Below are 22044 nucleotides of genomic sequence, written 5' to 3' on the forward strand. Positions count from 1 at the left end.
TTGATTTTTTTGAATCTAATAAGAATATTCAACTATTATTATATAATTTGGAAACGCCGGAGAATCGAACATATTGGACAACTTCCGGATAAAAAGAAACCCCGTTGCCGGGGTAAAAGTTTTAGACTTCAGGTAGTATAACGGCTCTCTTTTGCAGGGACCCTTTGCGGAAACCGAGTTTTTCCGCCGGTGGACCCTTGGGAAAGGATCCAAGCCGGCGGAAGAGAGAATTACTCGGAACGAACTTCGATTTTTTTGACCTGAGGTTTTCTCTTAGGTAGAGTTAGGTTTAAAACCCCATTCTTATAAACTGCGGAAATTTTATCTTCCTCTACCGCTTCCGTAAGAGTGAAAGATCTTTTATATTCCCCGGTTCTGTATTCCGAATAGCGAAGTTCTCCGGGAATGTTTTTTTCCACGGTCCTTCCGGAGATATTCAGTTGGTCTTTTTCGATCTGAACTTGAACGTCCTTTTCTTCTACTCCCGGAAGATCTGCGAGAAGATAGATGTTTTCTTCATCCGAGTAAACGTCTACTCGAGGAGTGAGAATTCTTACCTTTTCTTTTTTTACTTCTTGAGAAGTAGAATTTTCCTGCGTTACGTTTGTTTCCTTGTTGAGAACTGCGTTTGTCATTTTTGTGCTCCTTTATCTTGAATTAATTTGTCTGAATTTGGATCTTCCGAGGTTTGACGCTTTCACGGATCGGTAGAGTAAGGACTAAAATTCCATTCTTAAACTCTGCCTTCGTTTTTTCCGGATCCACTTCGGTCGGAAGTTCCAGGGTTCTCTGAAACTTTCCTTGAAATCTCTCCACTCTTTTGGCGCTAAAGTTTGTCTTTGGAGCCTGAGACGGAGCTTCTCCGCTCAGACGGAGTTGGTTTCCGCTCACGGTGATATCGAGCGAATCCGGTGAGATTCCCGGAATCAGCGCGGTGATTGTCACCGATTCGTTTCCCTTGTGAATATTGAGGGATGGATAGGCGCTTCCACCCGCTGCCACAAAGGGATCCCAGAGGCTCGAAAATTGATTTTGGAGTTTATGTAGGTCTTCTATCATTCTGAATTCGTTGATCATCTTGCATTCCTCGTTTTAGCAATCTGAATCTTAGAGTGCTAAATATTGAAAAAAGTTCAAGAAAAATTTTTGAAAATTAGCACTCTTTTTTTATGAGTGCCAGGGGTGTTGGGAACTCTCGCAATCTTCAATACGTGGGAACTCTCACAATCGGTTCGAGAGGGGTGGCATTCGAGAATGGAGAATAAAAAAAGGGAGAGGAGAAAAACTCGGAGTCGAAGCAGGTCGGACCCCGAGTTTTTTGAGGGAAAAAGAAGGATTATCTCTTTTTAGCCTTTTTCTTTGCCGCTTTCTTTTTCGCGGCTTTTTTCTTAGGTAACGTTTTGCGAGCTACTTTCTTCTTAGCTCCGGCTTTCTTTTTGGGAGAAACCTTTTTCTTTGCGGTCTTTTTCTTCTTTGCCGCCGCTTTCTTTTTCGCAGCCTTCTTCTTAGCTACTTTTTTCTTTGCGGCTTTTTTGGTAGCCGCTTTCTTTGCAGCCGCCTTTTTGACGACAACCTTGTCTTCCACATTGGCACGGAAAAACATCTTTTCAAAATCGCGATTTTTAAAAGAAACAAGAGCGCGGCCGATCAGTTCGTCGACGTCGCCGGTTTCCATTCCTTCATTCGAAGATTCGATAAAATCGTAAGAAAGATGGGCTAAGCCGCTCCGGAGATAACTCGTGAGTTTGTCTTGAGAGGCTCCTTGGCGGGCAAGTCCATGCAACCATTCTCTGAGAATCTTTTCACCAAGTTCGAAGTTGGCTTCCGGTTGAGCCGACCTTCCGGTCTTATGAAACTCTTCATTGAGTTTTTGGTGAACGAGCGAATAATCGTCTACGAAAGCGCCATCTAAGATACCATCTTCGATAAGCCTGAGGTCCAGTTTGCGGACAATAGCAGAGTCGGCCATAATGTTAGAATCTCCTGAAATCTATGGGGCAGAAATTGGATATACTTTGTTCGAAGAATTCTTAATGCAAGAAAAAACTGAATCGCCGATGAAAATGATCTTCTTACATTTCAATCCAGGTTATTTTCTTCTCCTTTAGAAAGAATGAATGAAGAGAATTTTTCACTTCCACAAACAATGGAAGCGAAGTTGAAAACTTTTGAACTCATAAGGGAGAAGAGAATCAAAGGAAGAATGGAATATTTTGATATTGTAACTTTGTCCTTTTTTAGGTTTTGCGGTTTCTCAACTTTTGTTCTTTTTTTGCACCTTTTAATCCCTGAGAATTCAGTTTTTTCTTTTGGGATTTTTTTTGGTTCTTCGGAATACAAGGATTCTTTCTTACCGAATCGACTTGCAGGAGTTAGGTTCTGGAGCGTGGCTTACTTTGAATGAGAATTCTTCTCTCCCTAAATCCAAAAAAGGAATCCTTTCGATTTTTGGCCATTTCTCCTTCTAAAATCCGAGGCGATTCGGAATTATAATCTGAAATTTAGTCTGTTCAAGGGTTGAACAAATTTTCTTGACAGGAGGAATTTGATGCCATTTTATGAGACCAGATTTTCCAATCCTGGGATTGACCCGGCGAAGCTGCGCCCAAAAGATCCCATCCATTCCTCCTTTTGTCGAATCTTTCGCTTTTTTTGGTAATTCCTATGGATGATGCACTGAGACACAAACTTTTAAGAATCTTAGAGGAAAACCCGGAAGTAAATCAAAGAGAAATTTCCGAAATCCTAGGGATCAGTCTCGGGAAGGTAAACTATTGTCTGAAGGCTCTTATGGACAAGGGTTGGGTGAAGGCTCGAAACTTTAAGAACAGCAAGAACAAGTTGGCTTATGCTTATTTCCTCACTCCGATGGGAATTGAGGAGAAGGCAAGGATCACGGTCCGTTATCTCAAAGTGAAGATGCAAGAATACGAACAGATTCAGAAAGAGATCGAAGAGCTGAAGAAGGAAGTCGAGGAACAGTGATGGAAAAAACGGCAAAAATTTATATCGCCGGTCACAAGGGTCTTGTCGGTTCCGCAATCGAACGTGTCCTTCGGAAAGAAGGTTATGAGAACATCATCGGTCGATCCCATACGGAGCTGGATTTAACCGAACAAACCGATGTGCTTGATTTTTTTAAAACCGAGAAACCGGAGTACGTATTTCTTGCCGCGGCAAAGGTGGGAGGGATTCACGCGAATCATACTTATCCCGCAGAATTCATATTTTCTAATCTTCAGATTCAAAATAATATCATCGATGCGTGTTATCGTTTTCAAGTAAAGAAGCTTGTCTTTTTAGGTTCTTCTTGTATTTATCCTAAGTTTGCCCGGCAACCTATGGATGAAGGTCAGCTCTTAGACGGAAAACTCGAACCGACCAATGAACCCTATGCCGTTGCGAAGATTGCAGGAATTGTAATGTGTCAGAGTTACAATCGCCAATACGGGACGAATTTTATTTCGGTAATGCCCACAAATTTATACGGTCCCGGCGATAATTATCACCCGGAAAATTCCCATGTTTTGCCGGCTCTCATTCGAAGATTTTATGAAGCGAAGATCGAAAATCATCCGGAGGTTGTTGTCTGGGGAACCGGAAAACCTCTGAGAGAATTTTTATATTCGGACGACATGGCCCGAGCCTGCGTTTTTCTTATGAAGAATTACGACGTCACCGGAGATCCGAAAGGCGGAGAACACGTCAACGTCGGCAGCGGAATCGAGATAAGCATCCGCGAGTTGGCGGAAACGATCAAGGAAGTCGTAGGTTATCAAGGTTTACTTACTTTCGATCTCTCTAAACCCGACGGAACTCCTCGGAAACTCTTGGACGTTTCCAAACTTCATAGAATGGGATGGAAACATCAAGTGGAGTTGAGGAAGGGGATTGAGTTGGCATACGCGGATTTTATTTTAAATATGGTTTGAATTCATTGAAATTAGGGCGCTATTCTTCATGGATTGTGATATCAGAACATATCCAATGAATTTTTATAGTAAGCTTAATTGAATAGTCATTTAGAGGAAGAATAAACCTCGCAAATTGAATTACGCGAAGAATAATCTCCAAATTTTGATCAGTATTCTGTTTGTTCAAACCATTGAAATAAGAGATATGACCTTTTGATTTTAACCATAAGGTTCTTGTTCTGAGTTCGAAAGAACGGTTATCCGTTAGCTTTGCTAATAAAAATAGCGTTGAACGAAATCCCATGAAGCGCCGGGAAAACGGTTTAAAAATTCCACCATAATCCAGGTTCGTAAAATGATAAAATCTCGATGAACATTTGTAAACTTACAAATTATTCTGCCCAATGCTCTTATTTAGGCATTGTTCAAAAGCAAAAATCGAAAGGAAAAATAAAGATATTTGCTTGTATGAACAAGTTGTTGGATATTGTTTTCAATATTGGAGTATGAAGTATAAATTGAATGAATAGTTTATCTAGAAATAAAATAGATCTTTCCGAAAGTATGGAAAACGTTGCCATTGTAAGTTTGATCAAACAAATAGTTGATAGAAAGTGGTCGTTTTTCGGTATTTTTCTTTGTTTATTTCTCTTATCTAGCGTTGTTCTTTTTGTCAAAACCCGACCGCAGGTGGAAGAAATAAAAAAATGGTCTTATACCACGTATATTGCGATGCCTTATATAGTTGTTGCGGGTGCTCCACCTCTTGCTGAAACTGCAGCAGTTATTCGTGAAGTTTATGCTTTTAAGGCTGGAAACCTTTATCCAATAGAAGTCGAGTATGAATATGAAACGAGCGGCAATCTTATTCGAATCGTAACTAAAACAAATGAAGAAGATAAGGATAAGATTATATCCTACCACAAGGCCCTTATCGCTCCCTTTTTAACAAACGATACGATAAAATCTAAATCAAATAGTTTTGTTGGAAGTGGAATAAAAAGTAATTATTTCTCAGACCAAGTATTGGATATCGCTATAAAAAGACAGAATGTTGTTTCTGTTAACAAATGGAAGCCGTCATTAATTTTATCGATCAGTTTTTCTTTATCCCTGGTTTTTGCGATTTTCGGAGTGTTTCTGATCGATTTAATAAGCGATGTGCGAAATGCAATTGCAAAAGATCGATTGAAAACCTAATTAGTTTTATTCTATCGTTCTTGGAAATTCCAAGTGTAAATGAAATATTTTCATAAATTTAATTTCGCTACTTTATTTGCCAGTATTACCCTTTCCATATGTAGCTTAAGGGCTTTGGTGCCTTTGGTTTTGGATAACGGAAGTTTTGCGTATCCTACCATATATTTAACTTTCTTTATGGGCGTTTGTTTGTCTCTTTGGGGATTAATTAAAGCTTGTTTAACTCAAAAGAACGAACCCTCTTATTTTATTTCAAAAATTTTAATAGTCAATTTAACAGTGTCTTTTCTGTGGATCTTGCCTGAACTTTTCTCCGAAGATCGGTCCTTGGCAGTAAAGTTTATTTATTCCGGTCTATTTCCTTGTTCAGTTTTGGCGTTTTTAGACGTAAAGGAAAAAAACATCATTCGTATATTAGGTTTAATTGCGATCCTGATCAGCTTTTCTATTGCTTGGGATAGTTATGAAATGAATCTACTTCCCTATCCAGGCGGATATATAAAAGCTTATAATAGACAGCTCATTATTCGTCCTGATACATTAGATTTCTTTGGTAGTACAAAGGGGATTTTTAGGAGTGGGGGTTTATTGGGAATTCGTCCTCATGAGTCCGGTAGCTTACTTGCGATGATTTTAATATTATTTTGCGGTTTAGGGATAAGGAACAGAAAGCTGGTTCCAATTGAGTTCTTCGTAGCTTTCCTGTCCGCTGTCGGATTATTTTTGAGTCAATCCGCTAGTAACATCGGTGCGGCCGCAGTAGGCGGTGTCTTTCTTGTTATTTTTTTTAGAGATTTCTTTTTGCAAAGAAATCATATCTTAGTTTTTATTTCCGGTTTTATTGGTTTTTTTTTCTTTTTTTCCGATCGTATTTTGAATAACGCTATATTGTTTTTTTCTAATATGATGAATCGTTTTTCATTGAATTATGTAGGCTGGAAGGGAATGACAAGAATAGGAGATTCTGGAGATCCGTTTATGGATTTAATGGATCTGGTATTCGATTTTTGTACAATTGTCGGTCGATGTAAGGTGCCTCATTCCGAAATTGATCTGTTGAATATTTTTATGGAGTATGGATTGTTTTACTTCGTACTGTTTGTCTTGTTGTTGTTGTATCCGGTCATTTACTTTGTTTTTTTGAAAAAAAAGAATGATATTTCTATTCCATATGTCGCGGCTATTTTTGTGGGCTTTGTTTCCCTTTGGCATTACGCTACCGTATTAAGAACGTCGAATATCTTTATCTTCTTTTCGATATATTCTCTTTTTCTTAGGAAGATGTATTCGAATGTGGAATTCAGAAATCGTCCTGAAGCTTAACGGTTGGGCAGTTTTTTTCGTAATAACGCTAAATCTTCGTTCCGCTACGATCAAATGACGGTCTTTCTTTAAATTTCAAGTCCGTTTTAGTCGTTCGAAATGAATGACTTGACGCAATGGTCTGACTTAATTTTGAACTGAATCTGTTTAATTTTAATTTTGTAAATCGTTTCAATAAAATGCCATCTAAACCGCTATCTAAATCGTTAAAAGTTCTTTGGGGACATTTTTCTCCACGCAGGCAAAGACAATTTTTCCTTCTTATTGTCTTGATTATAGCTACTTCGTTTACGGAGGCCTTTAGTATCGGAGCTGTCCTTCCTTTTTTGAGCGCGTTGACGATGCCCAAAAAGGTATTCGAACTGGAACATTTACATCCAGTATTCGATTTTTTGAATATTTCCGAACCGAGCCAGCTTTTATTTCCAATGACGGCTCTTTTTGTCTTTGCCTCTGTCGTCGCAGGGGCCATGAGGTTACTGCTTCTCTGGGTAAGCAATCGATTGTCTTTCGCGATCGGGACCGATCTAAGTATCGATATTTATAAGAAAACGTTGTTTCAACCGTATCGTATTCATATCGAAAGAAACAGTAGCGAAGTCGTTACTGCAATACTCACAAAAGCGAAAAGAATGATCGGTTCGATCGTCCTTCCTATCATTCAAATTATCAGTTCGATATTTATTGTTTTTTCAGTTTTGGGATTTTTGATTCAATTGAATCCGGTATTATTGACCACTGTCATCCTCTCATTCGGAGGGATTTACGTTGTTTTCGCATTTATTGTTCGCAAACAGCTTACGAGAAACGGCTATGTCGAAGCAAAGGAACACGCGCACGTCATGAGGCTTCTTCAGGACGGTCTTGGCGGAATCCGAGACGTTATTCTCACTGGGAATCAGAACTTTTATACGGATATTTTCAAAGACTCGGATCAAAAATTAAGGAAAGCGTCTGCATTGTCTTCTTTTACCGCTGCGAGTCCTAAGTTCGTAATCGAAGCATTAGGAATGGTCTTGATCGCGATTTTAGCGTATACGACCGCTCTCAGAGAGGGCGACCTTCAATCCTCCCTTCCTCTTTTAGGCGCTTTGGCGTTGAGTGCGCAGAGGCTTCTTCCGATTCTTCAACAAGCCTATCAAGGCTGGGCACTGATTAAGGGTTCTAAAGCCACTATGGAGGACGTTTTGGAATTGCTGGATCAACCGTTACCTTCCTATGCTCTTTTGCCTCCACCTGCACCGATGGAATTTAAATCGGAACTTTCGCTGAATGAAATTTCCTTTCGCTACCAGGAGGGCGGTCCTTGGATTCTTAGGGAGTTAGACCTTATCATTCCGAAAGGTTCTAGAATCGGTTTTATTGGACAAACCGGAAGCGGTAAGAGTACACTTTTGGATATTATTATGGGCCTTTTGACGCCGAATGTTGGCGTGGTTCTGATTGACGGAGTTCCATTAGCCGAAGAAAACATTCGAGCTTGGCAGACGTGTATCGCTAACGTTCCTCAATCCATTTTTCTATCTGACAGTTCCATCACGGAGAATATCGCTCTTGGTGTTACTAAAGATAAGATCGATTTTGAAAAAGTAAAACGAGTGGCAAAACAGGCGAAGATAGGGGAGCATATAGAAAGTCTTCAGGACGGATACGATACGCAGGTTGGTGAGAGAGGAGTTCGTCTTTCCGGAGGACAAAAACAGAGAATTGGAATCGCTAGAGCTCTTTACAAGGATGCCTCCGTCATAGTTTTTGACGAAGCTACAAGTGCACTTGATACTGAGACGGAAAAAATGGTTATGGATTCGATCGCCGGGTTGGGTAAAGATTTAACAATCCTTATGATCGCCCATAGATTATCGACGGTCCAGAATTGCGACAAGATCGTAGAATTGAGCTCCGGAAGAATCGAAAGAATCGGAAGATACGATGAATTATTTTCCGGACAATCATAGGGGGACGGCAGATACACTATGAAAATTCTTGTAACTGGTTCTGCAGGATTTATCGGGTTTCATACTGTATTGAAACTTCTTCAAGAAGGTCATGAAATTGTAGGGCTCGATAATTTAAATGATTACTACGACGTTTCCCTTAAAGAGGCAAGACTTGAGGAATCCGGTATCGATACGACTGCTCTGATTCCCGGTAAACTATTGAAAAGTAAAACGAATTCGAAGTATAGATTTGTACTATTGGATTTGGCGGATAAGGTTGGAATCGATTCTTTGTTTCGATCCGAGAATTTCGAAAAGGTATGTCACTTAGCCGCGCAGGCCGGAGTGAGATACAGTTTAACAAACCCGCATGCGTATATAAATTCCAATATATTAGGAACTCTGAATGTATTGGAATCTTGCAGAAAATACGAAATTTTACATCTGGTGTATGCATCTAGTTCGTCCATCTACGGTCTGAATACTCTGATGCCGTTTCAGACCGATCAGAATACGGATCATCCGGTAAGTCTGTATGCGGCTAGCAAGAAGTCAAATGAACTGATGGCGCATGTTTATAGCCATTTATATAAGGTTCCGACTACAGGGCTTCGTTTTTTCACGGTTTATGGGCCGTGGGGTCGTCCCGATATGGCGATTTTTCTTTTTACAAAAGCGATCATCGAAGGAAAACCTTTGGATGTGTATAACGAAGGAAGAATGAAAAGGGACTTTACCTACATTGACGACGTCGTCGAAGGTGTAATTAAAGTGATCGAGATTCCTGCAGTGCAAAATCCTAATTGGAATTCCGATTCTCCCGATCCTGCGTCTTCGATCGCTCCTTACAAAATTTATAATATCGGAAATTCTTCGCCGGTTCAGCTGCTTGACTTTATACGGGCAATGGAGAATGCGATCGGTAAAAAAGCCGTTCTCAATTTTCTTCCGATGCAGAAAGGCGACGTCGTTTCAACATGGGCCGACACGACCGATTTGGAGGTTGCCTTTAGCTATAAACCGAATACTCCGGTTCAAGAAGGTATCGCAAAATTTGTCGCATGGTATAAAAGATTTTACCAATACTAAAGCGGATTTTCTTCCATATTAAAAATTCAAGAATGGGTATGAACGAGTGTATATAAAATTATTTGATCAAGAAGTCGGAGAGGGAAAGCCGACATTTATCATCGCCGAAATCGGTTTGAATCATAACGGATCTTTAGATATCGCGAAAAAGTTGATCGATGTCGCAGTCGAGAGCGGATGCGATGCGGTAAAGTTTCAGAAAAGGGACGTAAAGAATCTTGCGATCAATTCCTTTTTGGATATGCCGGATAATCGTTTCCCCGAATTTGGAAGGACCTATCGCGAAGTCAGAGAGTTTGTCGAATTTTCGGACGACGAACTCTTGGAGCTTAAAAAATATTCCGCACAAAAAAAAATTCATTTCTTTCTTACTCCTTTCGATTTGGAGTCCGCAAAAACCGTTGAAAAATTGAACTTAGAAGTAGTTAAAAGTGCGAGCCACAATCTAACTTTCATTCCATTGATTCAATACTTGGCGAAAAGACAAAAGCCTCTCATCATTTCGACTGGGATGTCGACACTGGAGGAATTAGATCATACTGTCTCTATTGTTCAGGAGGCAAAGTGTCCGTTCGCTCTGCTTCATTGTGTTTCCGCGTATCCGACTCCCCTTGAATTGGTAAATTTGAAACTGATCGATTTTTTGAAGGAAAGATACGGAGTGCCGGTAGGATATTCCGGACATGAGGAATTCTCCGTGAGTAGTCAGGCGACTCTCGCAGCGGTCGCTAGAGGAGCTTGTATCGTCGAAAGGCATATTACACTCGATAACGATATGATGGGATTTGATCATAAAATTTCGCTTAATCCCGCTGATCTGAAATCCTTAGTCGGTTCCGTGAGAAATATCGACAAGATGATGGGTGACGGAGTCAAAAAACTTCTCCCAGAAGAAAAGATCAAAAGAGACCAACAAAGAATATCTATCGCGTCGAAGGTTGCCATTAAAAAAGGAACCAAGGTCGAGGAATCAATGCTGACCTATAAAGGCCCCGGCACTGGATATGCGAGTTATGATCTTTCCAAGCTTCTCGGAAAAGTTGCAACAATTGATATTCAGGAAGATATTTTGATTCTACCTGAAATGATAGGCTGAGAAACGATGGCAGAAATATCGATTATAGTCAGGACTAAAAACGAAGAAAGATGGATCGGTCACTGTCTTCGAACTCTATACAGTCAAGACTTTAAAGATTTTGAAATAATCTTAGTTGATAATGATAGTACGGATCATACTGTACAAGTCGCGAAACGATTTCCAATTTCGAAGTTGGTGAATATATCGAAATTCAAACCGGGTCTTGCTATCAACGAAGGGATCAGAGCCTCTGCCGGCAAATATATCGTATGCTTATCGGCCCACTGTATTCCTAAAAATCAAAATTGGCTTTCCACACTTCGAAAGAATTTCGACGAGAACGAAAAATATGCGGCAGTCTACGGAAGACAGCTTCCGTTGAGTTTCACTGATCCAGTGGACAAGAGAGATCTTTTGATTGTTTTCGGACAAGATCGCCGGGTTCAAATAAAGGATTACTTTTTTCACAATGCTAACAGTATGTTTCGAAGGGATATTTGGGAAAAGTATCCGTTTGATGAAGAAGTTACGAATATCGAAGACCGAGTATGGGGTAAGACTTTAACAGAGGCCGGATATCAAATCGTTTACGATCCCGAAGCTTCCGTTTATCATTACCACGGTCTTCATCAAGGCAATTCTCCCGCGAGAGCGAGAGGGGTTGTTTCGATCATCGAAAAAGTGGACAGCGATATTTTTGCTGAATTGCCGGAATTTCTCAAACCAGAGAATATCTCCGTTTCCGCAATCATTCCTATTTTAAAGGATTCGGAGCTGAAAGACGAGGAACTTAAACTGGTTCAAAAAGCGGTTCAACAAGCGAAACAATGTAGCTATATAAAGAATATATTCATTGTATCGAATAATCCGAAAATTGCAAGTGATCTAAACACGGATTGGATTGATAGAAGCAAGATTGAAAAGGAAAAGGAGTCTAGCTTAGATGAACTGCTTCAGAACGTCCTTACTCAACTGGAATCTATCGATATTTATCCTGATTCTATTCTTTATATTAATTACGATTATTTAAACAGACCTACTGAGATTTTTAACGAGCTGGTCATAGACGCCCAGTATAAAGGATGCGACACCATCTTTCCAGGATTAGTCGATTTCGGTCATTACTGGGTTCATACTCCCGACGACGGATATAAAGAAACTGACTCGTCTCTGAAATCCAGAAAGGATAGAGATCCGCAGTATAAGGCGATGTACGGCCTTGGATGTCTTACTTCTTCTTGGGTCATTCGTTCCGGTAAAATGATCGGAGGAAAAATTGGTATTCTTTCCGTTCACGATTTTAAAACGTCCTTTAGATTTAAAGAAGTTCAGTAATTGAAAGGTCAGATATGAAAATAGTAAAGGTTACGCCGTTCTTACTGTCCTCCAATTACGGTTCGGGAAAAGTTTTGGGGCAACCGATGGGTGCGAAAACGCTCGGTTTTGTCAGAATCGAAACTTCAGAAGGTATCGTAGGTCATGGGGAAGCATATTGCGCTATTTACGCTCCGGAGAGTTTTTTAGAAGTAATCAGAATATTCTCCAATGAATTGCTGGGAGAAGACGCTCTCAACCCCGAGTTTTTATACGATAGAATTCATATTCCATTCGTAACGAGAAGCGGGTTTTTCCGATCTGCTTACAGCGCCATTGACATTGCCCTTTGGGATATTAAATCCAAGTACGAAAAGAAAACAATCGCGGAATTGATAACAACCGATCAACCGAAAAAATCGATCAAGGTCTATGCTTCGGGCGGGTCGGCCGCGTTTTCTCCGAAAGAGATAGAAGAAGATCTAAATAACCAAATTTCATTGGGGCATAGTAGTTATAAGATGAGGGTCGGTTTTCAATCTTGGGAAAACGATCTAAAGAGAATGGAAACTGCAAGGAATATCTTGGGAAATTCGAGAGAACTGATGGTCGACGCCATTATGGGAACTATCAATCCTCCGTGGACTATCGAAATTGCAAAAAAACAATTAAAACAAGCAGAAGAATTCAATCTAACTTGGATCGAAGAACCGCTTGCCCCGGATAATTTACTCGACTATAAAGAGCTAAAAAAGCATATTTCTATTCCAATTGCAGGCGGCGAAGCCTTGTCCTCCAAACTTGATTTCGAAAGTTATATTTCAAACCAGAGCGTCGATTACCTTCAACCCGATGTTACACATTGCGGCGGGATCACCGCCGCAAAACGGATTTGTAAATTAGCGGGCGATTATAAAATCAAGATATCGATGCATGTGTGGGGCAGTCCTCTCGCCTTTGCGGCTAATAAAGAGATCGCATTAGGATTTGAAAACGTACAATGGCTGGAAGAGCCGACGGTAAGTTTGGATCTATCGAATGATTTTGTGACGGCTAAATCGATCACCGATGGTAGATTGACAACGACCGATGAATTGGGTTTACCTTTTCCGAATTTCAACGATATTTTAAACAAGTATCCTTATATCCCGGGAAGCGGTTTTAAGTTTCCCAATCGCAAGAATTAGATGAAAAGAATCATTGCTTGCGATCTCTTTACAAATCTTAACTTGTATAGAATTCCCTCGGAATTATTGACGGAACTGAAAAGTAAATTTCCTGAGTTTGAAGTGATTCCCGTAAATTGTCCGGGTTATTCGCGAACGATCGAGGAAGCGGAAGTTTTCTGGGGGAACCGCCTTAAAGCAGAAATGTTGCCTGAATTTCCGAATTTAAAATGGATTCATTTTGGATCGATTGGAATCAGCGATATTCGAAGTTCGGAAGCTAAGGAGCGAAGAATTCTTGTAACCAACAGTAAGGGCACTTCAGAGAAAGCAGTGGCCTTGACAGCACTAGGTTTTCTTTTAGGCCTGACCAGAGGTTTGAAAGTCTCCTCTGAATTATCCGCTCAATCTAAATTTTCGAGAGAAAGTTTTGATGACTATTTCGGAAATATATCTGATTTTTCAGAATTTTATAATGTATTAATTCTCGGATACGGCGAGATAGGCCGCATTTTTGGTTCCTATTTGACATGTTTCGGAATTCAATACGACGTCGTAGTCGCAGATAAAAAAAGAAAACGGTATGGTGGTTATAAGGCAACCTATGAGTTACAAGATTTAGATGAAATTGTCGGTCAATACGATGCAATCGTAAATATTCTCCCTCTAACCGATCTGACAAAAGGAATATTCAATTCTTCTAAATTTGATCGAATGAAAGCCAAAAGCTTTTTTATAAATGTTGGAAGAGGAGAAACTGTAATCGAAGACGATCTGATACGGGCGATCATTGAAAAAAAAATCTCCGGAGCTGGGTTGGATGTATTCCAAAAAGAACCTTTGGACAATTCTTCTCCTCTGCATAAGTTGAGTAACGTTATAATTACTCCGCACATAGGAGCTATGTCTCGTTCATACTGGAACAAGGAATTTTCTCTGTTTTCCGAGAATCTGGAACTTTTTATGAGTAATAAAAAAATGAAAAACATAATTGACCTTAACAAAGGATACTAACTTGAGAATTTTAGGAATCATAGTTGCAAGAAGCGGTTCGAAAGGAATACCCGGAAAAAATTTAAAGAAGCTGGCGGATAAACCTCTTATTCAATACTCTATTGAAAGCGCGAAGAAGTCGAAGCAGTTGACGAAACTTATCGTTTCCACCGACGGAGAGGAAATTAGAGATTTCTCTTTAAAACTTGGCGCCGAGGTTCCCTTTCTGAGGCCGAGCGATATTTCGGACGATAAGGCCAGTCCGCTCTTGGCGATCTTACACGCAAAAAAACACTTTGAAAGTCTTGGTACCGAATTTGACGGATTTCTAATGTTGCAACCTACAACTCCGTTTCGATCGGAAATCGATATCGATGGAAGTATCGAGCTATTGGCGAAGACAGGGGCAGACAGCGTAATAAGCGTTATTAGCGTTGGTGCAAATCATCCGGCGAGAATGAAATATCTTGAAAACGGAAAGTTGATCGATCCTCCTTTCTGCGAGGAATATGAGAATCAAAGGCGACAAGAACTGACTCCGATGTACATAAGAAACGGCGCAATCTACTTAACCAGAAAGGAAACGATATTAAGAAATTCGTTCAAAGGGGCTGATTGTAGAGCTTGGATTATGCCAAGCGAACGTTCGGTAAATATAGATACCGAGGAAGATTTTAGATACGCCGAATGGATCTTGACCAGAGAAAATTTGAAATAAAATTTACGGATATTATATCATGGAAAAGAATTTAATTAAACGACAGCTGCTCGATCTAAAAATCATATCCGAGGATACTCTGGAAGAATATTTTCCATCCGTTAGAGATCGAAATGACATATCGGTTCTTCGTTGTAGCAAATCTGGAGTCATATTTTTGTCTCGAACCGATCATATTAATTTATCATATTATGAAAATAAAGTAAGTTTTAGAATCGGACACGAACTCGATAGAAAAGTAGCGATTCGAGTGGGATTTGAGGATGCTTCTAGAAGAGCGGAGAATTTAAAGAATCTGATTCTAAATAAAAAATGGTTGGATGTCGGCTCCGGTGTTGGAGCTGTTTTGGATATACTACAGCCGATAGCAAAGGAAGTTGTAGCTGTCGAGTTGCAGGAGAATATTCGGAAAGAATTGATAAAGGCCGGCTATAAATCCTATTCCACGATCGAAGAAGTCACGGATATCGATTTTGACGTAATTACCTTATTCCACGTATTTGAACATTTGGTCAATCCGATCGAGACTCTTCGTTTGATTAAAGAAAGACTAAAGAAGGGCGGGAAAGTTATACTTGAAATTCCTCACGCAAAGGACTTTCTGTTCGATTTTTTAGATTGTGATAGTTTTAAAAAATTTACTTTTTGGAGCGAACATCTCATCCTTCACACTCGCGAAAGTCTTCGCGCTTTTCTGTGTGAGGCTGGATTTTCAAAAATCGAAATTGTAGGCGTTCAACGATATCCGCTTGCAAATCACTTGTTTTGGTTAAAAAACGGAGCGCCTGGCGGGCACCATCAATGGAGTTTTTTGAGTTCGAAAGAACTGGATAATGCTTATGAGAACAAATTGGCCTCATTGGATATGACCGATACCTTGCTTGCAATAGCGGAGAGTTGAATACACGGTGATTGAATCTTCATTTTCTTTTTTCGATGTTCACTTTTTATTTAAGAATTTTTCACTCAATAGAAGGGCTTTTTGAACTAAAATGCAAAAGCAAATATTGGGTAAAATTTAGAAAACGTTCGAATTCCTTTATTTTCTTTCAAACTTAAGTATAAACAAACATGAAAACGATCAGATTGGAATCGTCCGGGGCAAATGACTTCGCGCTTTTTTTATCCGAAGGAGAAAGCGGTATTTGTTTATCGAAATCGGAAATATATGAATTTTCGTCCGAACTTTCGAATCTTTATACTCATATTATCGAGGCGTTCGCCGAAGAACTTTTGCTAAAGTATGAGAATAGAATACCTAATGAATCACTTAGAATACTACTTCGAAACACAGTTATTCCGTTGACCCATTGTTTTTGGGAACGGGCTTTTCGGATTCAAAAGATTATACAGCAAAATCCTAATGTTGTTATAGAGGATAAGGAAGTCTCCAGTTACGTATTTCAAATTACTGAAGAGATCCATGAAAAAATTTCCGGACTGAAATTTAACGAATTTATTCTGAATGTGTTAGCTCCCATTTGGAAACTAAACAAGATAAAAACGGAATACGGTCCATCTAAGGAAAAAAAAACTGCAGCGCCATCCATAGTAAAGAATGAGATTTTTTTTATCGGAAAAAAAAAGAGGGTAATCAACAAAATAATCAATATATTGGAGCGAATCTTCAATCGTTTGACACGATTTGAAAAATTTCCAGTATTAACTTTTGCTAATGCGGAAGCCGCTCTGAGATATAAAGGTTTTTATTTGACCCATTTTGATCGAATCGATGATCAATTAAACTTTGAGCCTATAAATAGATTGTCCGAGTTGAGAAATAACCTTTTTAATAGGAACAAAGTCTATTCTGAGAAATTCGAAAATTTTCTTCTTCGGTTCGGCTTCTCTCCCGAGCAGACCGTAGCCTCCTGGGATCGATTCTGCTTTTTTCTCAACGAATGTTTTCCTGTACAATTGCTTGAAGGACTGGAGACCAATTTCAAAAAAGCGGAATCTAAACTAAATCAGAAGAACAGGAAATATCTCATTTCATCTGGAGACGGCGATACACGTTCGACGTTTGCAATCGCGGTCGCAAAATCGAAAGGTTACAAGATAGTCAAAGCTCAACACGGAGGACACTACGGTTATTTGCGGGATATTTCTCCGGTCATCGAATCGGAACTTCCCTCTGCGGACATTTTTTTAACTTGGGGCTGGACAAGAATGCACGAAGGAAAGCAGCTGGAAAATATAAAAACGTTTTCTTTACCGTCTCCTTGGCTTTCGGAGCGAAAGAAATATTGGAAAAACGTAAGAGCCGGTAAAACTGGGGAATACGACGTGCTTTGGATGCCTCAGATGATGAAACGTTTTACCGGCGCTCCTCAAGGCGGATCCAGTATCCGAAGGGACGTAATTCGAGAATTTTCGGAATACATGATCGATTTTGTTCAAAAGACGATGAGCTACAAAATCAAAGTTTATGCGAAACCTTACAATCCGCTCACCGTTGCTCTTCTTTCGAAAACCTATTCTCGGCTACAGGAAATAGGGGGAGAATATTATACTTGTTCCGAACATTTTGACAAAGGGTTGACTAAGGATCTGATAGAAAAATGCAAACTGATTGTCTGGGACCAACCCGGAACCGGATTTTTGGAATGTCTTTCCGCGTCCATTCCTACGATGATTTTGTGGGATCGACTTTATTGCGAGGAAGAAGATTGGACAAAGGATAGTTTTAAGAGACTGGAAGATGCGGGAATAATTCATAGAACGTCTGAGTCATTGGTGAAAGAAATTCTCAAATTTAAGAAAGAACCTTCCGCTTGGTTAAAAGATTCACAAAGAATGAAAGCCCGCTCCGAATTCAATTCTCAGTTCGCGCTTACTTCGAATCGGTGGGCTAAAGAATGGAAGCTGTTTCTGAATAAACTTAATTAAAAATTTCAAATTAAGGGATCGGTATGACGGAAATTTTAGAGGATATCTCGGCGTTAATAGAAAATTTAAAGACTTATGGATTTGCGAAAGGTTCCTATCCTCTTCTGACGCAATCCGAGATCGATGAACTTGAAGCATTGATTGAAAAATGTTTTGAGGAAAATAATCACGAAAGTAATTTTTCTGCGGATGCGCCGACGTTATTGAGTTTGATCGGTCGCAACGACCGTTTGGATGAATTGATCCATAAGATGTTGTGTTCAAATCCGGTGAAAAAAATTCTCACCTCCATTTTAGGAGAGAATCTTAAAATTTGGCAGATCAACGCTAGGAAATCGATCGATGGAGATCCAGGTCTTTACCTTCACCAGGACAGCTATGGAGAGACTAATTTTGTCTTTTTGCTAAAGCCGCAAAAAGGAAAGGACGGGAATACCGCATTCCTACCTTGTTCTCATCTGATTCCCCGATGGGCTAAGAACATTTCATGGGCTCAAATCGGGATTTCAAAATTCTTTTTAAAACCTTTCGAAGGGAAGGAGGGTGATTTTGGATTCTTTTTTAATAAAACTTGGCATGCAAGATTTCCAAATAGGGAAGATAATAAATTAATAATACTCTGTTCTTTTTTTCCGGAGGGCGGAGTTTTTAAACCGGATGCAAAGATGCAAGATGCTCTTCCCAAAATAAAACAGAGTGAACTTTACGATTTACTTTCCGTAAAGAACGGAGTTGAAAATCTACCGGACGGGAGAGTAAAAGTTCTGCCTCAAAAAGATAGAAAAGAATTCCCCTTTGCGGTAAAGATCGAACAAAAATCAACGGTAAATTTTAAGGTTCTACATCTATACATCCTTATTTCTCTGCTTGAGTTATTTTTTAAACCGTTGCAGATTCTTTACCGAATTCTGAAAAAATTAAAATCGAATTAACGTTATCCAAATGAAAAAAATATTAGTAACAGGCGCCGATGGATTCATCGGTTCTCATTTAACCGAATCGTTGGTTCGAAGCGGTTTCGACGTGAAAGCATTCGTTTTTTATAATTCGTTTAATTCTTGGGGTTGGCTAGACCAATGTTCAAAGGATGTCAAAGGTAAATTCGAAGTTTTTGCCGGCGACATCCGCGATCCGAATGGTGTGCGAGCCGCATTGAAGGATTGTGAAGCTGTATTGCATTTGGCTGCGTTAATCGCAATTCCTTATTCTTATCATTCACCTGATACGTATGTTGATACGAATATCAAAGGTACTCTCAATGTGGTACAAGCCGCTAGGGATATCGGTATCTCAAAGGTTATTCATACGTCCACAAGCGAAGTCTATGGAACGGCGAAATTCGTTCCGATCACGGAAGATCATCCGCTGCAAGGGCAATCTCCATACTCAGCCAGTAAAATCGGCGCGGATCAGATTGCGATTTCCTTCTTTAATTCTTTTAATACTCCAGTTTCCATCATTCGTCCTTTTAATACGTATGGACCTCGTCAGTCTGCAAGGGCTGTGATTCCCACCATTATTACTCAAATCGCCAGCGGAAATAAGAAGATAAAATTAGGCTCTATTCACCCGACTCGAGACTTTAATTTTGTGAAAGATACGGTGAACGGTTTTATCAGTGCTCTAAAATCGGATAAATCGATCGGTCAAGTTATCAATCTTGGAAGTAATTATGAAATTTCAATCGGAGAGACCGTGAAAGCTATCGCCGAAGTTATGAAGGCTGAGGTCGAAATTGAAACGGAAGACCAAAGGCTGAGACCGGAAAAAAGCGAAGTTGAACGTCTTTGGGCGTCGAATCACAAAGCCGAGTTGTTACTCGGTTGGAAACCGTCCTACGGAGGGATTGACGGTTTTAAGAAAGGTCTTTCGGAGACGGTTGAATGGTTTCTTGAGCCTTCTAATCTTGCTTTATACAAAGCGAATCTTTATAATTTGTGAACGCTAAAGATCGATACGATAACCAATGAATTCTGATTTTTTTATTCAAAATATTATATCAAGTATTCGTAATGTTATTGGGACCGGAACTGTTCCATTGCATGAGCCGAGTTTTATCGGGAACGAATGGAAATATCTAAAAGAATGCCTGGATTCTTCTTTTGTCTCTTCGGTCGGTAAGTTTGTAGATCGATTCGAAAAAGACTTATCCGATTTTACGGGTTCTAAATACGCAATCGCGGTTACGAATGGAACTGCCGCGCTTCATATAGCTCTCCTTTTAGCCAAAGTGGAAAAGGAGGACGAGGTTCTGATTCCTTCTCTAACTTTCGTTGCCACGGCGAATGCAGTCACTTATTTAGGCGCCATTCCTCATTTTGTCGAATCGGAAGAAAGAACTTTAGGTATGGACCCGCTCGCGATTCGATCTTATCTAAAGTCAATAGGTGAGATGCGGAGCGGGTTTTTATGGAATCGAAATACGAAAAGAAGAATCAAAGCGATCGTTCCTATGCATACCTTCGGTCATCCAGTTGACCTGGAAAATATTCTTTTACTTGCTTCCGATTTCGGTTTAGAATTGGTCGAGGACGCGGCGGAATCTTTGGGAAGTTATTATCAGGGGAAACATACCGGAACCTTCGGCCGGTTAGCAACTTTGAGTTTTAACGGAAACAAAACGATTACTACCGGAGGCGGCGGAGCTATTCTCACTCAAGACGAAATTTTAGCAAAAAGAGCTAAACATCTCACGACTACAGCGAAGTTACCGCACCCTTGGCAATACATTCATGATGAAGTCGGGTATAATTACCGTCTTCCGAACTTAAATGCGGCTTTAGGATGCGCGCAGTTGGAGATGCTTCCGGAACTCTTAACGGCCAAGAGAAGGTTGTTCGAAGAATATAAAGATTCTTTTTCGAACTTAGAGGGGGCTCGGATTTTCGAAGAACCCGCAGGTTGTAAGAGCAACTATTGGCTTCAGACGATCCGTCTTTCTCCGGAGAGATCAGTGGAAAGGGAGAGTCTTCTAAAAAGCACGAATGAAAACGGAGTGATGACTCGACCCGTTTGGACTTTATTGCATAGATTGAAACCGTTTGAAGAATGTCCAAGGATGGAATTGCCCATCGCTGAAACGCTTGAAAAAAGTTTAATAAACATTCCGAGTAGCGCGAATCTGTTGAAAAAACGATAAGATTATTTTGAGTTCTAATCATCCAAATAGAAGTTTGCGTTTTTAAGATATCGAATGGGAAGTTTTCAATCTTTAAAAATAAAAAACTTCATCCGCAGAAAAACATGAAAAAGAAAAAAGTGTGCGTAATCACAGGGACTCGCGCCGAATACGGTCTGTTGCGCTTTGTAATGGATGGAATAGCAAAAAGCGATTTTCTTGAATTGCAATTGATCGTAACGGGTATGCATCTTTCTCCGGAATTTGGCCTAACATTCAAAGAAATAGAAAATGACGGTTTTGATATTCACAAAAAAGTGGAGATGCTCTTAAGCGCGGATACGAGCTCCTCTATAACGAAATCGATAGGTCTGGGAATGATCGGCTTTGCTGACGTTATAGCGGATTTGAAACCGGATCTTGTTCTTTTACTCGGAGATCGATTTGAAATTCTATCCGCAGCCACTGCAGCTTTAATATCTCTGATTCCGATCGTACATCTTCATGGCGGTGAAATTACAGAAGGCGCTTTTGATGAATCAATACGCCATGCAGTTACGAAAATGTCCCATATCCACTTTGTCGCCGCCGAAACATATCGAAAAAGGGTCATCCAACTGGGTGAAAATCCGGAGTATGTTTTTAACGTCGGCGGTCTGGGAATAGATTCTATTCAAAGGACCAAATTACTCGGTAAGATAGAGCTTGAAAATTCGCTGGATTACAAATTCGGCCAGAAGAATTTGTTGATAACATATCATCCTGCGACCTTGAACGAGAATTCTGCTACAGAACAATTTAATCATTTATTAGAAGCTCTGAAGCAGCTAAGGGATATTAATCTGATTTTTACTTTACCGAACGCAGATACCGGAAGTCGCAAGATAATAGAGATGATTCATGAATTTGTTTCGAATCATCCAAATTCTAAAGCATTTACTTCCTTAGGTTCATTGAAGTATTTTTCCTGTTTACAATTTGTTGACGGTGTAGTTGGGAATTCTTCAAGCGGCTTGTTGGAAGTTCCTTTTTTTAAAAAGGGAACCGTCAATATCGGCGATCGACAAAAGGGCAGGCTAAGGGCGGCGAGCGTAATCGATTCCGCTACAGACAAACGTTCTATCCTAAATTCGATTCTTGCGCTGTACGAGCCGGAATTTCTGAAGAGTTTAAATTCCATATCGAATCCGTATGGCAACGGTGGCGCAACCAAAAAGATAATCGACATTCTTGAATCTTTAGAACTTTCGAATATCACTTCCAAAAAGTTTTACGATATAGAATTCCCTCGTTGATTTTACGATT

Annotated in this window: 21 protein-coding genes; 17 read left to right on the forward strand and 4 right to left on the reverse strand. The window is 39.9% G+C overall.

Going from position 1 to position 22044, the window contains the following annotated elements:
* Positions 1–230: 230 nt before the first annotated feature.
* From JWG44_RS16915 to JWG44_RS16930, 4 genes are all read right to left on the reverse strand, one after another.
* Positions 231–635 (reverse strand): Hsp20/alpha crystallin family protein, encoded by a 405-nt coding sequence (locus JWG44_RS16915; protein ID WP_205276181.1) that lies wholly within the window; start codon positions 633–635, stop codon positions 231–233.
* A 22-nt stretch (positions 636–657) separates the two neighbouring features.
* The gene (locus JWG44_RS16920) at positions 658–1074 is read right to left on the reverse strand and encodes an Hsp20/alpha crystallin family protein (protein WP_205276419.1); all 417 of its coding nucleotides are present in this window, start codon (positions 1072–1074) and stop codon (positions 658–660) included.
* A 262-nt stretch (positions 1075–1336) separates the two neighbouring features.
* On the reverse strand, positions 1337–1969 hold the full coding sequence (locus tag JWG44_RS16925) for a hypothetical protein (protein ID WP_205276182.1): 633 nt from the start codon (positions 1967–1969) through the stop codon (positions 1337–1339).
* A gap of 110 nt (positions 1970–2079) precedes the next feature.
* Positions 2080–2340, reverse strand: coding sequence for a hypothetical protein (locus JWG44_RS16930; protein ID WP_205276183.1), 261 nt, complete (start codon positions 2338–2340; stop codon positions 2080–2082).
* Positions 2341–2664: 324 nt separating this feature from the next.
* Between JWG44_RS16930 and JWG44_RS16935 the strand changes: the two genes are divergently transcribed.
* The 17 genes from JWG44_RS16935 (at position 2665) to neuC (ending at position 22034) form a co-directional block, all read left to right on the forward strand.
* Positions 2665–2985, forward strand: coding sequence for a MarR family EPS-associated transcriptional regulator (locus JWG44_RS16935; protein ID WP_069609185.1), 321 nt, complete (start codon positions 2665–2667; stop codon positions 2983–2985).
* A complete protein-coding gene (locus JWG44_RS16940; RefSeq protein WP_205276184.1) occupies positions 2985–3932 on the forward strand; it encodes a GDP-L-fucose synthase family protein in 948 nt (315 codons plus the stop codon). Before JWG44_RS16935 ends, JWG44_RS16940 begins: the two co-directional genes overlap by 1 nt.
* 504 nt (positions 3933–4436) lie before the next feature.
* Positions 4437–5114 (forward strand): hypothetical protein, encoded by a 678-nt coding sequence (locus JWG44_RS16945; protein WP_205276185.1) that lies wholly within the window; start codon positions 4437–4439, stop codon positions 5112–5114.
* A gap of 39 nt (positions 5115–5153) precedes the next feature.
* Positions 5154–6437 (forward strand): hypothetical protein, encoded by a 1284-nt coding sequence (locus JWG44_RS16950; RefSeq protein WP_205276186.1) that lies wholly within the window; start codon positions 5154–5156, stop codon positions 6435–6437.
* 179 nt (positions 6438–6616) lie between these two features.
* A complete protein-coding gene (locus JWG44_RS16955; RefSeq protein ID WP_205276187.1) occupies positions 6617–8392 on the forward strand; it encodes an ABC transporter ATP-binding protein in 1776 nt (591 codons plus the stop codon).
* Between the two features lie 18 nt (positions 8393–8410).
* Positions 8411–9463 carry an NAD-dependent epimerase gene (locus tag JWG44_RS16960; protein WP_205276188.1) on the forward strand — a complete coding sequence of 351 codons (1053 nt, stop codon included), beginning with the start codon at positions 8411–8413 and terminating at the stop codon, positions 9461–9463.
* 46 nt (positions 9464–9509) lie between these two features.
* Complete coding sequence (locus JWG44_RS16965; protein ID WP_205276189.1) at positions 9510–10559, forward strand: N-acetylneuraminate synthase family protein; 1050 nt, start codon at positions 9510–9512, stop codon at positions 10557–10559.
* A 6-nt stretch (positions 10560–10565) separates the two neighbouring features.
* Positions 10566–11876 carry a glycosyltransferase family A protein gene (locus JWG44_RS16970; protein ID WP_205276190.1) on the forward strand — a complete coding sequence of 437 codons (1311 nt, stop codon included), beginning with the start codon at positions 10566–10568 and terminating at the stop codon, positions 11874–11876.
* A 14-nt stretch (positions 11877–11890) separates the two neighbouring features.
* On the forward strand, positions 11891–13042 hold the full coding sequence (locus JWG44_RS16975; protein WP_205276191.1) for a mandelate racemase/muconate lactonizing enzyme family protein: 1152 nt from the start codon (positions 11891–11893) through the stop codon (positions 13040–13042).
* Positions 13043–13225: 183 nt separating this feature from the next.
* A complete protein-coding gene (locus JWG44_RS16980; RefSeq protein WP_205276192.1) occupies positions 13226–14035 on the forward strand; it encodes an NAD(P)-dependent oxidoreductase in 810 nt (269 codons plus the stop codon).
* Positions 14013–14732 (forward strand): acylneuraminate cytidylyltransferase family protein, encoded by a 720-nt coding sequence (locus JWG44_RS16985; protein ID WP_205276193.1) that lies wholly within the window; start codon positions 14013–14015, stop codon positions 14730–14732. The genes JWG44_RS16980 and JWG44_RS16985 overlap by 23 nt, the downstream gene beginning before the upstream one ends.
* A gap of 19 nt (positions 14733–14751) precedes the next feature.
* A complete protein-coding gene (locus JWG44_RS16990; RefSeq protein WP_205276194.1) occupies positions 14752–15633 on the forward strand; it encodes a class I SAM-dependent methyltransferase in 882 nt (293 codons plus the stop codon).
* Positions 15634–16649: 1016 nt separating this feature from the next.
* Positions 16650–17621 carry a hypothetical protein gene (locus tag JWG44_RS22345; protein ID WP_232371703.1) on the forward strand — a complete coding sequence of 324 codons (972 nt, stop codon included), beginning with the start codon at positions 16650–16652 and terminating at the stop codon, positions 17619–17621.
* A 23-nt stretch (positions 17622–17644) separates the two neighbouring features.
* Positions 17645–18553, forward strand: a complete 909-nt coding sequence (locus JWG44_RS17000) for a putative 2OG-Fe(II) oxygenase (protein WP_205276196.1) — start codon at positions 17645–17647, stop codon at positions 18551–18553.
* A 10-nt stretch (positions 18554–18563) separates the two neighbouring features.
* Positions 18564–19562 (forward strand): NAD-dependent 4,6-dehydratase LegB, encoded by a 999-nt coding sequence (locus tag JWG44_RS17005; RefSeq protein WP_205276197.1) that lies wholly within the window; start codon positions 18564–18566, stop codon positions 19560–19562.
* 25 nt (positions 19563–19587) lie between these two features.
* Positions 19588–20760 carry a LegC family aminotransferase gene (locus tag JWG44_RS17010; protein ID WP_205276198.1) on the forward strand — a complete coding sequence of 391 codons (1173 nt, stop codon included), beginning with the start codon at positions 19588–19590 and terminating at the stop codon, positions 20758–20760.
* 104 nt (positions 20761–20864) lie between these two features.
* Positions 20865–22034 carry a UDP-N-acetylglucosamine 2-epimerase gene (gene neuC, locus JWG44_RS17015; protein WP_205276199.1) on the forward strand — a complete coding sequence of 390 codons (1170 nt, stop codon included), beginning with the start codon at positions 20865–20867 and terminating at the stop codon, positions 22032–22034.
* The last annotated feature ends 10 nt before the right edge of the window (positions 22035–22044 follow it).

Source organism: Leptospira ainazelensis, from assembly GCF_016918785.1.
GTDB lineage: Bacteria > Spirochaetota > Leptospiria > Leptospirales > Leptospiraceae > Leptospira > Leptospira ainazelensis.

Excerpts from the sequence above, each read along its gene's own strand:
- JWG44_RS16915 (WP_205276181.1), bottom strand. The coding sequence starts at position 635 with ATGACAAACGCAGTTCTCAACAAGGAAACAAACGTAACGCAGGAAAAT.
- JWG44_RS16925 (WP_205276182.1), bottom strand. The coding sequence starts at position 1,969 with ATGGCCGACTCTGCTATTGTCCGCAAACTGGACCTCAGGCTTATCGAA.
- JWG44_RS16935 (WP_069609185.1), top strand. The coding sequence starts at position 2,665 with ATGGATGATGCACTGAGACACAAACTTTTAAGAATCTTAGAGGAAAAC.
- JWG44_RS16940 (WP_205276184.1), top strand. The coding sequence starts at position 2,985 with ATGGAAAAAACGGCAAAAATTTATATCGCCGGTCACAAGGGTCTTGTC.
- JWG44_RS16945 (WP_205276185.1), top strand. The coding sequence starts at position 4,437 with ATGAATAGTTTATCTAGAAATAAAATAGATCTTTCCGAAAGTATGGAA.
- JWG44_RS16950 (WP_205276186.1), top strand. The coding sequence starts at position 5,154 with ATGAAATATTTTCATAAATTTAATTTCGCTACTTTATTTGCCAGTATT.
- JWG44_RS16955 (WP_205276187.1), top strand. The coding sequence starts at position 6,617 with ATGCCATCTAAACCGCTATCTAAATCGTTAAAAGTTCTTTGGGGACAT.
- JWG44_RS16960 (WP_205276188.1), top strand. The coding sequence starts at position 8,411 with ATGAAAATTCTTGTAACTGGTTCTGCAGGATTTATCGGGTTTCATACT.
- JWG44_RS16970 (WP_205276190.1), top strand. The coding sequence starts at position 10,566 with ATGGCAGAAATATCGATTATAGTCAGGACTAAAAACGAAGAAAGATGG.
- JWG44_RS16975 (WP_205276191.1), top strand. The coding sequence starts at position 11,891 with ATGAAAATAGTAAAGGTTACGCCGTTCTTACTGTCCTCCAATTACGGT.
- JWG44_RS16980 (WP_205276192.1), top strand. The coding sequence starts at position 13,226 with ATGTTGCCTGAATTTCCGAATTTAAAATGGATTCATTTTGGATCGATT.
- JWG44_RS16990 (WP_205276194.1), top strand. The coding sequence starts at position 14,752 with ATGGAAAAGAATTTAATTAAACGACAGCTGCTCGATCTAAAAATCATA.
- JWG44_RS17000 (WP_205276196.1), top strand. The coding sequence starts at position 17,645 with ATGACGGAAATTTTAGAGGATATCTCGGCGTTAATAGAAAATTTAAAG.
- JWG44_RS17005 (WP_205276197.1), top strand. The coding sequence starts at position 18,564 with ATGAAAAAAATATTAGTAACAGGCGCCGATGGATTCATCGGTTCTCAT.
- JWG44_RS17010 (WP_205276198.1), top strand. The coding sequence starts at position 19,588 with ATGAATTCTGATTTTTTTATTCAAAATATTATATCAAGTATTCGTAAT.
- neuC (WP_205276199.1), top strand. The coding sequence starts at position 20,865 with ATGAAAAAGAAAAAAGTGTGCGTAATCACAGGGACTCGCGCCGAATAC.